Annotated in this window: 12 protein-coding genes; 4 read left to right on the top strand and 8 right to left on the bottom strand. The window is 44.1% G+C overall.

Annotation, left to right across the window (positions count from 1 at the left end; all coding sequences use genetic code 11):
* Positions 1–91 precede the first annotated feature (91 nt).
* Positions 92–2,863 carry a valine--tRNA ligase gene (locus tag PN836_RS17035; protein WP_395340571.1) on the top strand — a complete coding sequence of 924 codons (2,772 nt, stop codon included), beginning with the start codon at positions 92–94 and terminating at the stop codon, positions 2,861–2,863.
* Between the two features lie 478 nt (positions 2,864–3,341).
* Here PN836_RS17035 and rraB read toward each other — a convergent pair whose 3' ends face one another.
* Positions 3,342–3,731, bottom strand: a complete 390-nt coding sequence (gene rraB, locus PN836_RS17040) for a ribonuclease E inhibitor RraB (protein ID WP_395340574.1) — start codon at positions 3,729–3,731, stop codon at positions 3,342–3,344.
* Positions 3,732–3,779: 48 nt separating this feature from the next.
* A complete protein-coding gene (locus tag PN836_RS17045; RefSeq protein WP_395340576.1) occupies positions 3,780–4,370 on the bottom strand; it encodes a 1-acylglycerol-3-phosphate O-acyltransferase in 591 nt (196 codons plus the stop codon).
* A 269-nt stretch (positions 4,371–4,639) separates the two neighbouring features.
* On the opposite strand from PN836_RS17045, the gene PN836_RS17050 reads away from it, so the two are divergent.
* Positions 4,640–5,755 carry an HD domain-containing phosphohydrolase gene (locus tag PN836_RS17050; protein ID WP_395340578.1) on the top strand — a complete coding sequence of 372 codons (1,116 nt, stop codon included), beginning with the start codon at positions 4,640–4,642 and terminating at the stop codon, positions 5,753–5,755.
* Between the two features lie 18 nt (positions 5,756–5,773).
* Here the strand turns inward: PN836_RS17050 and PN836_RS17055 are convergent, their stop codons facing one another.
* The gene (locus PN836_RS17055; RefSeq protein WP_395340580.1) at positions 5,774–6,733 is read right to left on the bottom strand and encodes an NAD(P)-dependent oxidoreductase; all 960 of its coding nucleotides are present in this window, start codon (positions 6,731–6,733) and stop codon (positions 5,774–5,776) included.
* A 121-nt stretch (positions 6,734–6,854) separates the two neighbouring features.
* On the opposite strand from PN836_RS17055, the gene PN836_RS17060 reads away from it, so the two are divergent.
* Entirely contained in the window at positions 6,855–7,343 is a 489-nt protein-coding gene (locus PN836_RS17060) for an SRPBCC family protein (protein WP_395340581.1), read from the top strand.
* Between the two features lie 52 nt (positions 7,344–7,395).
* Here the strand turns inward: PN836_RS17060 and PN836_RS17065 are convergent, their stop codons facing one another.
* On the bottom strand, positions 7,396–8,691 hold the full coding sequence (locus tag PN836_RS17065; protein ID WP_395340584.1) for a peptidoglycan DD-metalloendopeptidase family protein: 1,296 nt from the start codon (positions 8,689–8,691) through the stop codon (positions 7,396–7,398).
* A gap of 203 nt (positions 8,692–8,894) precedes the next feature.
* Between PN836_RS17065 and tyrS the strand changes: the two genes are divergently transcribed.
* Complete coding sequence (gene tyrS, locus PN836_RS17070; RefSeq protein ID WP_395340586.1) at positions 8,895–10,094, top strand: tyrosine--tRNA ligase; 1,200 nt, start codon at positions 8,895–8,897, stop codon at positions 10,092–10,094.
* A gap of 63 nt (positions 10,095–10,157) precedes the next feature.
* Here tyrS and PN836_RS17075 read toward each other — a convergent pair whose 3' ends face one another.
* Genes PN836_RS17075 through PN836_RS17090 form a run of 4 tightly spaced genes read right to left on the bottom strand, consistent with a single transcriptional unit; the run spans position 10,158 to position 13,247 of the window.
* Entirely contained in the window at positions 10,158–10,565 is a 408-nt protein-coding gene (locus PN836_RS17075; protein ID WP_395340588.1) for a rhodanese-like domain-containing protein, read from the bottom strand.
* A 15-nt stretch (positions 10,566–10,580) separates the two neighbouring features.
* Positions 10,581–11,519 carry a helical backbone metal receptor gene (locus PN836_RS17080; RefSeq protein WP_395340590.1) on the bottom strand — a complete coding sequence of 313 codons (939 nt, stop codon included), beginning with the start codon at positions 11,517–11,519 and terminating at the stop codon, positions 10,581–10,583.
* On the bottom strand, positions 11,519–12,532 hold the full coding sequence (locus PN836_RS17085) for a cobalamin biosynthesis protein CobD/CbiB (protein ID WP_395340592.1): 1,014 nt from the start codon (positions 12,530–12,532) through the stop codon (positions 11,519–11,521). Before PN836_RS17085 ends, PN836_RS17080 begins: the two co-directional genes overlap by 1 nt.
* A 7-nt stretch (positions 12,533–12,539) precedes the next feature.
* Positions 12,540–13,247: a 5'-methylthioadenosine/adenosylhomocysteine nucleosidase gene (locus PN836_RS17090; RefSeq protein WP_395340595.1), complete on the bottom strand. Its 708-nt coding sequence runs from the start codon at positions 13,245–13,247 to the stop codon at positions 12,540–12,542.
* Between the last annotated feature and the right edge of the window lie 49 nt (positions 13,248–13,296).

A 13,296-nucleotide genomic window follows, 5' to 3' on the forward strand; every position in this document is an offset into this window, starting at 1 on the left:
ATGATTACTTGGCGTTAAACAAACATTTTCTAATGAATGATAAAGGGTCATTAAGACTAAGACTTAAGCCCTGTACTAAAGAGACACTTTAATGGAAAAAACATTTAATCCCAGTCAAATTGAACAAGCGTGTTATCAACATTGGGAGTCAAAAGGTTTATTTCGTCCAAGCGGGCAGGGCGACCCGTATTGCATTTTATTACCACCACCCAATGTAACCGGAAACCTGCACATGGGACATGCGTTTCAACATACTATTATGGACGCGTTGGTTCGCTACCGCCGAATGAAAGGCGACAATGTATTGTGGCAATGTGGAACCGATCACGCGGGTATCGCCACTCAAATGGTGGTTGAGCGGCAGCTCAATGCGAAAGGGCAAACGCGCCACGATTTGGGACGTGACAAGTTTATAAACAAAATATGGGAGTGGAAGGAAGAGTCTGGTGGGAACATTACTCAACAGATGCGCCGCTTAGGGGCGTCAGCCGACTGGGAACGCGAAGTGTTCACTATGGACGACAACTTATCTGCTGCGGTGCAGGAAGTATTTGTTCAGCTTTATGATGAGGGGCTTATCTACCGAGGTAAGCGACTGGTGAATTGGGATCCGGTATTGCTCACAGCTGTGTCAGATCTCGAAGTTGTCAATGCCGAAGAATACGGCCACATGTGGCACATGCGCTACCCCTTATCAGATGGCAGTGATTCTATTGTGGTCGCCACCACGCGCCCTGAAACAATGTTGGGCGATAGCGCCGTTGCTGTGCATCCTGATGATGAACGCTATAAACATATTGTGGGTAAAACTATTACCTTGCCCTTGAGCCAGCGCGAAGTGCCGATTATTGCTGATGACTATGTTGATCCTGAGTTCGGCACTGGCTGTGTAAAAATCACGCCAGCTCACGATTTTAATGACTACGATATGGGAAAACGCCATGATTTGCCTATGCTTAATATCTTTACGGATGAGGCAAAATTAAATGACTCGGTTCCCTCGCAGTATAGAGGTTTGGATCGTTTTGAAGCTCGCCAGAGCATTGTCGATGATCTAGAAAGCCAAGGTTTTTTAGTTGAAATAAAAGCGCATAAATTGAAAGTGCCACGAGGTGATAGAACAGGCGCAGTGATCGAACCCTACTTAACGAATCAGTGGTACGTTGCCGTTGAATCATTAGCTAAACCCGCAATTGCAGCTGTTGAATCGGGCGAAATCAGGTTCGTGCCAGAAAACTGGAACAAAACGTACTACCAGTGGATGCACAACATTCAGGACTGGTGTATATCGCGACAGTTATGGTGGGGGCACCGAATTCCAGCATGGTTTGACGAAAATGGCAAAGAATATGTGGGCAAGTCTGAACAAGAAGTGCGAGCAAAATACGCTATTGATGCCTCGGTAAGCCTCACGCGAGACAATGACGTGCTTGATACTTGGTTCTCGTCAGCGCTTTGGCCATTTGCAACGATGGGTTGGCCTGAAAAAACACCTGAGCTTGAGTCATTTTTGCCCAGCTCGGTATTGGTTACCGGTTTTGATATTATCTTCTTCTGGGTTGCCAGAATGATCATGATGACAAAAAAATTCACAGGGCAAATTCCGTTTAAAGATATTTATATCACTGGGCTTATTAGAGATGAAAACGGCGATAAAATGTCAAAGTCGAAAGGTAATGTGCTCGACCCAATTGATCTCATCGACGGCATTGAACTTGAGGCCTTAGTTGAAAAACGCACGACCGGCATGATGCAGCCGCACCTAGGTGAAAAAATTGCGAAAAGCACAAAGAAGCAATTTCCAGACGGCATTAACGCTTACGGAACTGACGCGCTTCGCTTCACTTTTGCGGCAATGGCGTCTGCTAGCCGCGACATTAATTTCGATATGAGCCGAGTAGAGGGATATCGAAATTTCTGCAATAAAATTTGGAATGCCACTCGATACGTTCTCATGAATTGCGAAGAGCACGACACTGGTTCAACGGGCGGTGATTTGGTTCTGAGTCCATTTGATGAATGGATTTGGACGCGCTTTGCGAGCACAGTGATGCAGTTTGAAGACCAAGTTGCTGGTTATCGTTTCGATTTAGCGGCGCAAACTCTCTACGAATTTACTTGGAATCAATTCTGTGACTGGTACCTTGAGTTAAGCAAAGCGGTATTAAATGAAGATGATGCAACTGAAGCAGAAAAGCGAGGAACCAGGCATACACTCATCAATGTGCTAGAGCAATTAATGCGTTTGCTGCATCCGTTTATGCCTTTCATTACCGATGAAATCTGGAAAAAGGTGCAAGGCTTGTCTGCTAATAAGAGCGCGGCTGAGAGCGTTATGATTGCAGCCTTTCCTGCCTTTGACGAAAGTGCATTAGATGAAAAAGCAGAATCGGATATTGAATGGCTGAAGAGTTTCGTTGTGGGCATACGCAATATCCGTGGCGAGATGGATATTGCGCCCTCAAAGCGACTGTCGGTGCTGCTTAAGAATGCTCAAACACATGATTTAGCGCGTTTAGAGACAATGCGAAGCTACCTACTGGCTATTGCGAAACTTGAAAATATTGAAGTGTTGAGCAAGGAACAAAGCGCACCTGCTTGCGCTACAGCGCTGGTGGGTGAAATGGAAATACTCATCCCAATGGCTGGCCTTATCGATAAAGACGCAGAACTTGCCAGAATAAGCAAAGCGGCCGACAAGCTAGAAAAAGACATAGCTCGAACCCAAGGCAAGCTAGGTAACGAAAACTTTGTCAGCAAAGCCCCAACCGCAGTTATCGATAAAGAAAAAGCAAAACTAGCAGATGCGCAGATGCAGCTCACTAAGCTTGCTGAGCAGCGTAAATCTATAGAGAGCCTCTAAGCAATGATGCCGATGCTAGCTGCAAGATAACGCTTGATGGAAGAATGAAGCTACACTGATGTTCTCATGTAGATGCAGGACGTGCTGGGCTATTTTCGGTCTCAAATAGCCTTGCGGTCGAGCATTGTGGTTTTTGCGCCTTTCAATCGCCGCAATCAACTAGTCTATTCACGCCGCTTCGGCAGAATATGGGTTACTGATTGGTCATATGCCAAAAGAACTCTATTTCACGCATGAGGTCGATTTTGAAGACCTCAAAAAGGGCTTTGGTTTCGAGGCGTTTAAAAAGCCAGTTCGAAATAGTCTAGATTAAACGAATACAAGTCACAAATTAAGTAGATGCCGCTCAATTGACAATCGTGTTGGGCAGCTAATAGTAATGAGTCTGGGCTTTTTTGCCTGCACCTTGCCATTTGTTAATTATCGAGTAGCAAAAGCTAGGGCCTTAGCTTGACTAATTTGCTGAGAGTGGCGTTATTTATTCTTCGTCAAACTCATCTTCATAATCAATGGCATCGTCGCCTACGTAGTAAGTACCCCAGCCGTCATAATGAACTGCATGCTTTTGTGCAAGTGCAAGTAGCGTTTGCGTATCTTTATTAAATGAAGTGACATCAAGCTTTTTTTCAACAACGGCATCGAAACAAAAAACCGTACCGCCATCGTCTAAAACTAATTCTTCAGCGTCAGTGACTTCGAATCCGGCTTTAAAAGCGTCCACCGCAGCCTTTTCTAATATTTCGAAGTGTTTGCTAGCAAAGTGGTGTTCAATGATATGCGGTTTGCTGATGTCGCTGCCGTCTTCTTTGAGCGCAGAGATAGTTTCTTCATTAAATTCGTACCACTGTTGAAGTTCTTCGTTATTCATTGTGTTTCCTATGACACACTCGCGCGCTTAAACTCCCGCTTAGTATAGTTAAGCATTGGTTTGAGCGCTAATTTCATCGTTCAAAGTATTGTATTTGTCTCTGATAATCGCTTCGAAAGTATTGGCTAATTCCCTTGGGTGACTGTCAGGAGAAATCGCGACAGGATCCATAATCTCTACGATGACTTTGCCATTCTTCCAGCGATTAAACTTGATGCTATGGTGATTATCACTTGCGCACACCGGCACAATCGTCAGTTGATTATCTAAAGCTAAGCGAAATGCGCCGGTTTTAAATGGCAAAATGCCCTTACCCCTAGAGCGCGTTCCTTCAGGAAACATCCAAATAGACAAACCTTTCTCACGCGCTTTTTTACCTGCCAGTGAGAGTGTGTTTCGCGCTTTTCCTGAGTCTTTACGGTCAATCATAATATTGCCTGACAGCCAGTAAATCAGGCCAAATATTGGAATGAACTTAAGGCTCTTCTTGCCTATGGTGACAACACCTGGGCGAGCAGCGTAACTAACTGTCGCTAAATCCCAAGTGTTTTGATGATTGGCAACATAGACGTAGGTTTCGTCGTCTTTAAGTTTGTCAGAAATTCGTAGCTCAAGTGATACGCCCAATATTTTTGCCATGCTTTTGTAAACCATCGCACCAATGTAAACATTGTTTTTATGCATTGGCCGAAAAATATAGACAAGAACAAGAAAGCAATTGATGAGAATGAAATAGACCAGCAGAACAATAGAACGCAGAACGCCAAGCACATCGAGTTCCTACAATTAAAAGTGACCCCGATTATACGCAGATTTAAATCAGAACAAAGCTTAGTAGTAAATTTTATTAGACCTTAGCCGATAGATAAGTATCACTATTTCACTTAGATTGGCACCTACTTACCGCTATGCAAACATTTATTCCTGAAGAGCTTGAGGACGATATTCTTAATGACTTACACGAAGAGATTCAAGAGCTCCATGAAGCGAGTGAACAAGCCCTAATAGAACTTGAGTTAACGCCAAACGACAATGAATTACAGCGGTCGTTATTTAGATGCGTACACACCATCAAGGGTGATTTAGGCCTAGTTGGCTTTATGCCTATGATTGAAGTACTTCAATACTTAGAAGATATTCTTGATTTACTGCGCAAAGGAGAGGCGCAATATACAAGTAATTTGAGTGATCTGGTACTAAAGTTGTTGGATCATGTTACCAAATTTGTGAACGACTGCATTCAATCTGGGAAAGCGGTATACGACAAATCAGCGCTAGATGCTACGATTGAAGTCATCAAAACCATCACCAAAGATAATCGCGATGAGCACGACAAGCGATTAGAGCAAGCTGTGCGCTGTCTCACGAAGGAAGAAGCACTCGACGATGATCCAGCGCTAGCGCCACGCATTGAGCTTGCGAAAACAGGTGTTCCAAAAGACTTATCGCCTGAAAAACAAGGTGATGTATTATTTTTCCGCGAGCTGATGCGTCCGATTGAAAAAAGAGCGGGTTATGTGGAGGGGCGTGGCGAGCGTATGGCGATTCTCGCTTTCTATATTAACAGCCTGAGTTCTGAGCCTCTTGCCGAGGATCAGCTTGCAGTCGCCTGTTATGTGCACGATTTCGGACTCGCATTTATGCCAAATCAAATTGTAACGAAGGAAGATGAACTGTCTGCCTTGGAGCAGAATTTACTGCGTTCACATGTTTACAAAAGTACACGTCTCATCGAGCACCTGAATGAGTGGGATGAGGCAAGAAAGATGGTCATGCAGCATCATGAAAACGTAGATGGAAGTGGCTATCCGCTTGGTATAGACGGAGATAAAATTTGTGATGGAGCGAAGCTTCTAGGGATTTTGGACCGCTATGATAACCTTACGCACATTGCACCGGCCAATGGTGAAGTCTTGTCTGAGAAGGAGGCCGTTATCGCTATCAATCAGCGTTACAAGGGCCAGCTTAGCGGCAAGTGGTTGAGGTTGTTCAATCAAGGTATGACAGCATTATTGAAACAGTAAGCTTGTCTGATTAATTGTTTAATATCCTTTTGAGAAATCGTGTTGATACATAAGCGCTTTTCCCGTGATGTGCAGATGCAAATTCGCCGTAAAAACATCAAACACGCTGGAAGGATCTGAAATCGCTGCGCTGTGATTTGTGATCCAAGCATTGCTAGCGGTGTACAACGAGCTGTTTTCCTCGAGTGGCTCCTGCTGACATACATCCAGCACAGCTGCACGCAAGTGCTTGTCATTTAATGCCTTGCTCAGTGCTTCTTCACTTTGAATTGCATCACCTCGTCCTGCGTTTATCAATACGGCGTGTTTGGGTAGCGCGGATAAAAAATCAGTATCGATTATGCCTTTAGTTTCTTCGGTGCTTGGCAGTAAGTTTACGCAATAATCACATTGCGCAGCGAAGCGCTCTTTTTCTTTAAGGGTAAAAAGCGCGATATCCTTGTTACGCGTGTCTGTGTGTGCAGCAACATCTCTCACAATTGCCCTCACATTCATTTCAAATGCGCGAGCGGTTTCATCCAGTGCTTTCGCGATGCAGCCATAACCCATTATGCCTAGCGTCTTTCCTGCTAAGGTCTCAAGACGTGGTTGCCACCAGACTTTCTTGCGTTGCTTAACTTCAAACTCAGCGATATAGCGCTGAAAATACAAGATATAGGCAAACACATATTCTCGCATTTTTGCTGAAAAGATGCCCTTGACGCCGGTCAGTGCATAGCCGCGTTTTGCACAAAGTTGCAGTTTTTCGTTGCCCGCCCAAGTTGACTGTAGCCACGTCAAGTGATGAGCACCTTCAATGACCTGGCTCGCTAAGTCTGGCTCGCTCAGCAGTATGTGTGCGTTTTCTATATAGAATGCAGCCTGCTCTAAATTATCACCTGCATATATGCATTCTACGTGTTCAAAGTCGTTTTGTATGGCACGCCAATGCTTTACATAGTCGCGATAATCTCGACTGAAAATCACAAATTTTTGCAAAGCCCGCTCCAATAATTTTTCGGTTTCTTGTGTTTATATTGTGGCATAAAAGCATCCAGATTTTGATGCCAATGCCGATATAAATAAAATCAAAGTTGATAATAAAGGACTCACAAATTTTATGTATGATTTCACTATCCAAGGTCTGTTTAATGCATCTCTTACTCAAGTATACGAGGCTTTTATCCGACCTGAAATCATCATAAAGTGGTGTGCGCCAGGCAATCTATCGGTCTCTCAATTTCATGCTCAAGTCCAAGAGGGGGGGAGTTATCAAATGGTATTGCAATCTCCAGATGGCTTTCAGCAGACCATTGTGGGAACTTATCAATGTATTGAGAGGCATGATTCGCTGAGTTATACCTGGCGATGGGAAGATACCAACGATGTTAGCAAGGTTGATATTAGCTTTAGCGAAAAAGCAAATGGCACAACTGCCATTAGCCTATCCCAGAGAGGTTTTAATAGCAAAAATGACATGCTGCAACAGCAATTTAGTTGGATGGCCTGCTTAGAAAAACTCAGTCTTGTCCTTAAGGACGATTACCATATGGTAAGTGAAAGCGTGAAGCACATATTCGCAGAAGAAGGTACTCACATACCCGCCTAAAAAAATGACGCCTTAAGGCGTCATTTCTCTTTTCATCACAGACCAATAAATATTAATTCATAGCGAGCATAATGCGCTTGTTATTATCGAGCAGTGTCAGAGTTTGCTGAGCAAGCGATAAAAACTTATCCTTTTCCTTCTCGTCTATAGGCTCGGCCTTTGGTAACTCTACCGTGCGCGGATTACGATGAACGCCGTCTACAAGGAATTCGTAATGCAAATGTGCGCCAGTCACCATGCCGGTGGAGCCAAGATATCCAATTACCTGACCTTGTTTTACCGTATCACCGCGTTTTACTGCTCGGTTTTTGAAGTGGAGATATTTTGTCTGATATCGCTCACCATGCTGAATGAAAACATGGTGCCCATTAAATCTATCGTAGGCGGCTTTGATAACCTTACCGTCACCTGCCGCTAATACTGGTGTGCCTACCGCAGCAACATAATCAACACCTCTATGAGGCTTTATGCGTTTTTGAACAGGATGGAAGCGTTTTGGATTGAAGTTTGAACTGACGTGACGGAAATTCACAGGTGCACGTAGAAAGCTCTTGCGCATGCTTCGTCCTTCAGGCGTGTAGTAATTTCCGTCGGAGTATTGAATGGCGGTAAAGGTATCACCCTGATTAACAAACTCAGCAGCAACAATATCGCCGTAGCCAATAAACTCACCATCAACATACAGCTCTTCAAAAGCCATATTAAATGAATCGCCAGAGCGTATTTCTTGAGCAAAATCGATATCCCAGCCGAATATACTGGCAAGTTCCATAATCTTGTTATCGGTTAAGCCAGCTTGAACTCCTGCATGCCAGAAGCTGCTGCTGATTGTTCCTTGGGCAAATGTAATTAATGATTCAACCGGCTTCTGTTCAATTGAGCTGATAAAACTATCTTCATCGCGCGTTAAATAAAGCGTTTCAGTGGAGCTAATGGGATATTTGATACTGGTAAGCGTTTGACTTGCGTCTATCTGTAAATAAAGGCTTTCGCCTACTCGGAGCTTGCGCAGACGTTTAGCTTCATCACCGGAGTGAGACACAAGGTGAGTCACGCGAGCTGACTGCCCATGACTAGATAATATTTTGCCTAGAGTGTCGCCGCTTCTTACAAGGTGTCTGATGTACTCTTCGCCCTTAAATTGTTCAGGATCGAAACTAATATCTTCACCGAAGCTAGGCATGGGTACGTCGTATTGAACGCCAGGAACGAGTTCAAGTACTTCTACGTTTCTGGATGCACGCACGCCATCATTTGGCCATAGCAACATAATGCATAAAATAGCAGCGAGCGCTCCCAAGGTGAGTCGATGGATTTTGGGGAGATGTTTTATTGTATTGTGGATCATACGCTCGTAAAATAGCTCATAGAAATAAAAGAATATAACGATTTTCGTCTCGTTTCCAGTTTAAAGCTTTACTTTGCCAACTCTTTTAATATCGGCAGTGTCTAGGGTTTCTGAAATTTCGGCAAAAACATCGTTAAACTTTCGTAAAAAGAGATATTTAAAGCCGTAAATGGCTATTTAGCGACAAATAATTAGGATGAATTATGGCAAATTGGGAAGCCGCTTTTGCTGAGATTAAGCGCGGTTCAGATGAAATATTAATAGAAGAAGAGCTTATTGAGCGCTTAAAGTTGGGAAAGCCTCTAAAAATTAAGGCTGGCTTTGATCCAACCGCGCCAGATATACATCTTGGACATACCGTTTTAATTAACAAGCTACGCACCTTTCAACAGCTTGGACATGAAGTGATTTTCCTCATTGGCGACTTCACCGCACTTATTGGTGATCCGACGGGCAAAAATGCGACCAGAAAGCCCCTCACACCTGAGCAAATCTTAGAAAATGCAAAGACCTATCAGGAGCAAGTATTTAAAATCTTAGACCCTGACAAAACCAGTATTCGATTTAATTCCCAGTGGATGGATAAACTAGGGGCCGCAGGGCTAATAAAATTAGCCGCGAGTCAAACCGTCGCCCGTATGCTAGAGCGCGATGACTTCAAAAAACGCTACGCGAACGGACAAGCTATTGCGATACATGAATTTCTTTACCCCTTGGTGCAGGGTTGGGATTCCGTTGCGCTTGAGTCTGATGTAGAGCTTGGGGGGACAGATCAGCGCTTTAATCTATTAATGGGGCGAGAGCTACAAAAGTCTCAGGGGCAGCCTCAACAAACGGTATTGATGATGCCGTTGTTGGAGGGGCTGGATGGCGTACAGAAAATGTCAAAGTCGCTCAACAATTACATCGGGATCACGGATGCACCAAACGAGATGTTTGGTAAAATTATGTCCATTAGTGACGAATTGATGTGGCGTTATTTCGATTTACTGAGTTTTAGACCCATTGCTGAAATAGAACAATTGAAATCAGATGTTGATGTAGGAAAGAACCCTAGAGACGTTAAAATTGAGTTGGCCAAAGAGATAATTGCACGGTTTCATTCACACGAGGCTGCTCAGGCTGCGCTTCAAGACTTTATTCAGCGCTTTCAAAAAAACGCCATCCCGGACGATATGCCAGAGCTGGAAATATCAGTAGACAAGCAAGACATTGGCATTGCTAATTTGCTAAAACAAGCTAACCTGGTCAGTTCAACATCTGATGCGATGCGAATGATTAAGCAGGGTGCAGTGAAAATTGACGGTGAAAAAATAAATGATACCAGACTGACTTTGAGCGCAGGTTCAACCGCTGTATATCAAGTCGGTAAACGCAAGTTCGCGCGCATCTCGCTGCAATAAAGGGTGTTAGTTCACCGACAGTTTTTCACGCAATGTGACTGCCGGTGACTAGATTCAGGTTATTTAGCTCTTCGGTATCTCGAGCGGTTTGTCGGCCTCTATCCACCCTGTTATATCCCCTTCCAAGTGATATAAATTGGTATATCCGGCATTTGCTAACTTTTCTAGCGCTTTGCCTGCGCGATATCCTGAGCGGCAGTACACCACAATCTGCTGCTCGTCGTTGCCAAACAGTGCCAGGCTATCTGAAACGGTAGCAAGTGGAATGTTAACTGCGCCTGGCACATGCCCTTTGGCGTATTCCTCTGGCGTTCTAACATCAACGATTAGGCTCTGCTCGGCGAGGCTTTCAAATTGCTCGTGACCGAGTTCAGTAATGACGTTGGCAAGCGCCGTATTGGTGATTAAAAGTGAAAATACTCCTAATACAAAAGCGACGGTTTGCCTGCTTAATCGATTGCTAATTTTCATCACATTACTCCCTTGTTAACTTTGGACGTCATAATTAATTGTATACGCTAATTCGCAAACTTTGGTCATTTCTTCTATGGCTCTTGGCGTAAAACGATGCAGCTTGTCTGGGTTGGCTTGAATAAAAGGCGCTAATATATGCTCTTTGTGCTCACTAAACTCATCGGGGATCTGAATTTGACGAGCCCTCAACTCGCTCGAAACGGACTTGTTTACCGAATCTAAAGTAGATTGTGCTTCATTCGATGCCTTGTTTTGCGCGTAAATAATGAGTTTAGCTTTACTTCGAAGGATGCGTTCAATACCAAGTTGAGGATAGGGAGATAAAGAGCTAAAAAAGACATTTTGTAGACTGCAAATACTGAGTAAATCGTTTAGCCATGGATCGTTGCCTAGCACCATCAACGGGAGCGGATTCATGACGTAAATTGCGTCTATGGGGGTTTTAAATTCAGACGCTCGTTTTAGATTATCGGAAAGTGTCTCAATAAGGGCTTGCGCTATTTCCTGATCAGCTTCGATGAACTTCGCTATGTTTTCTATATCAGCAATTAAACTGTCTACAGAATCCACTGATGATGCGTAAAGGTGTAGACTACTTGCGCGCATTTTGGCAATGTCAGCATCCTTGTTACCACCTTCCCAATACAATACATGACTTGGTTTAAGCCGCAAAATAGCGGGAATGTTAGCCCCCTGATAACTTGCAAGGCGAGGAATCGATTTAGCTGCTTGAGGATAGTCGCTGTAGTCACTCACGCCCACCAAGTTATGCCCTTCGCCCAGCGCAAATACAATTTCAGTCAAGTGCGGTGATAGCGCAATAATGCGTTTTTGTGCTGCTGACATGCCTTGGTCAGAAGAGTGGGGCGCAGTGTCTGATACTTTACCTACGCTAATTGTTGCACATAGCAACACGGTAAAAGCAGCGCAAAATGTCAAAGTTTTCATCATTAGTTGCTTTCCACAATACTCATGATTGTGTACGCCAGTAATAAGCTGACCAAGGCAGCAAGGGCAAGATTTTCAAGCTTAGACAGCCTAAGTGAATGCTCAAAACTAGGCTCGGGCGCCTTTGCCAATAAGATGTTTTGATTAGCATTATTCATTTCAAGTCTCGGCCTGCGCCGTTTTTCGCCAGCATACATGATTGAACCGCCAAGTCGGCACTTTAATGCAATGCTCATGTTGTAAAGAACAAATTGACCATGACTTGCGCACAGCGCTGTCTGGTTAAAAGACTGCTTGAGTGATGGTAACACTTGTGCAGGAGAAGCTAACCCAAGCATAAGAATTGAATAAGCTCTTACTGGTATAAACTGTAAAATGCGACACACTAAGTGAGTAGGGTAGGCAAAACGAGCAAACCTATTGAGTTTTACATTCCACGCCTGACTTGCCTCAAACAATAGGCGGTAGGACAGCGCGATAACGCCGCCAAATACTAAAAAACAAAATATAACGCATATTTGCTGGTACACCCGGCGCAGACTGCGGCTTTCTATATTAGCTTTAGTGATGCCCAGTGCAGATAGTTGTGCGGTGTCTCGAAGCACATTTTGTGAAAGGAGCTCTCTGGCGAGCTGCTTTTTGCCGTTTTCCAGTGCATTATTCACCTGCTGATACACGCGGGCATCTCGAGTAAACTGTATCGATACAAACAAAACAATTGCGTCAAACAGCCATGGCAAGGCGGCAATGCTCCTCACTAGGTAAACAATCACAATCACAGGAGCAATGAGCAAGATAGCGGATAGTGCACCAGAAATGTATTGCTGATTTGTGTCTTTTTGCGTCACTGAAGATGCAGGCAAGACCTTGTCGGCCATTTGTTGACACAGAAACCTAAACATTGACAAGGGGTCAATTGAGGATTTGATTGGGAATTTTTGCTCGATGGCAACAATCAGCGCCACGAGCAAGCAAGAGATGGCACTTTCGGGTATCACAAAGTTGTCAAAGGCCATTTTGTATTTAAAGTGCCTTTATTGTCTCTAACACTAAATTTGCAGAGTTTTTTGCTGCTTTTTCAAGATAACTTTCAAAAGACACAGTTGAGGTTTTGCCCGCAATATCAGAAAGACTTCGAATAACGACGCAAGGTGTTTCTAACATAAAGCAAGCTTGAGCAATCGACGCACCTTCCATTTCTACTGCTTTCATTTGTTCAAAGGCGCTGCGAATATCCTGAGCGGCTTCGTCGCTGCCAATAAAACTGTCACCGCTGCATATCAGGCCGCTGCGAGTTTGGATACCCTCTAACTTGCTCGCACACTGACGCGCGACCTCGCTGGCATGCTCATCGGTGAGATACTCTTTGGGCATCGACGGCACTTGGCCTCTTTCATAACCGAAATGACTCACGTCCACATCGTGATACATTAAGCTTGTCGCGATCACAATATCACCAATGCTTAAGTCAGGATCGAAACCACCAGCGGAGCCTGTGTTGATCAATAGATCTGCAGAATACTTGTGAATTAAAATCGTTGTAGCGAGAGCCGAAGCGACCTTGCCGATACCGCTTTGCACGAGAAATATTTCATGCTTGCCACCTGAATCGTTGCCGACAAAACCATGATGAATGTTCAAGTGATTGACCTTGATTGACTGTGCACCATCCAACTGCGATTGAAGCAGTAAGATCTCTTCTTCCATTGCGCCAATAATGGCAATTTTCATGCGATTTGCTCCGCGAAAAGGGTATTTTTGTCTGAGCGCAATCATAGTC

Origin of the sequence: Ningiella algicola (assembly GCF_028401415.2) — a bacterium.
GTDB lineage: Bacteria > Pseudomonadota > Gammaproteobacteria > Enterobacterales > Alteromonadaceae > Glaciecola.

Excerpts from the sequence above, each read along its gene's own strand:
- PN836_RS17035 (WP_395340571.1), top strand. The coding sequence starts at position 92 with ATGGAAAAAACATTTAATCCCAGTCAAATTGAACAAGCGTGTTATCAA.
- rraB (WP_395340574.1), bottom strand. The coding sequence starts at position 3,731 with ATGAATAACGAAGAACTTCAACAGTGGTACGAATTTAATGAAGAAACT.
- PN836_RS17045 (WP_395340576.1), bottom strand. The coding sequence starts at position 4,370 with ATGGCAAAAATATTGGGCGTATCACTTGAGCTACGAATTTCTGACAAA.
- PN836_RS17050 (WP_395340578.1), top strand. The coding sequence starts at position 4,640 with ATGCAAACATTTATTCCTGAAGAGCTTGAGGACGATATTCTTAATGAC.
- PN836_RS17060 (WP_395340581.1), top strand. The coding sequence starts at position 6,855 with ATGTATGATTTCACTATCCAAGGTCTGTTTAATGCATCTCTTACTCAA.
- PN836_RS17065 (WP_395340584.1), bottom strand. The coding sequence starts at position 8,691 with ATGATCCACAATACAATAAAACATCTCCCCAAAATCCATCGACTCACC.
- tyrS (WP_395340586.1), top strand. The coding sequence starts at position 8,895 with ATGGCAAATTGGGAAGCCGCTTTTGCTGAGATTAAGCGCGGTTCAGAT.
- PN836_RS17075 (WP_395340588.1), bottom strand. The coding sequence starts at position 10,565 with ATGAAAATTAGCAATCGATTAAGCAGGCAAACCGTCGCTTTTGTATTA.
- PN836_RS17080 (WP_395340590.1), bottom strand. The coding sequence starts at position 11,519 with ATGATGAAAACTTTGACATTTTGCGCTGCTTTTACCGTGTTGCTATGT.
- PN836_RS17085 (WP_395340592.1), bottom strand. The coding sequence starts at position 12,532 with ATGGCCTTTGACAACTTTGTGATACCCGAAAGTGCCATCTCTTGCTTG.
- PN836_RS17090 (WP_395340595.1), bottom strand. The coding sequence starts at position 13,247 with ATGAAAATTGCCATTATTGGCGCAATGGAAGAAGAGATCTTACTGCTT.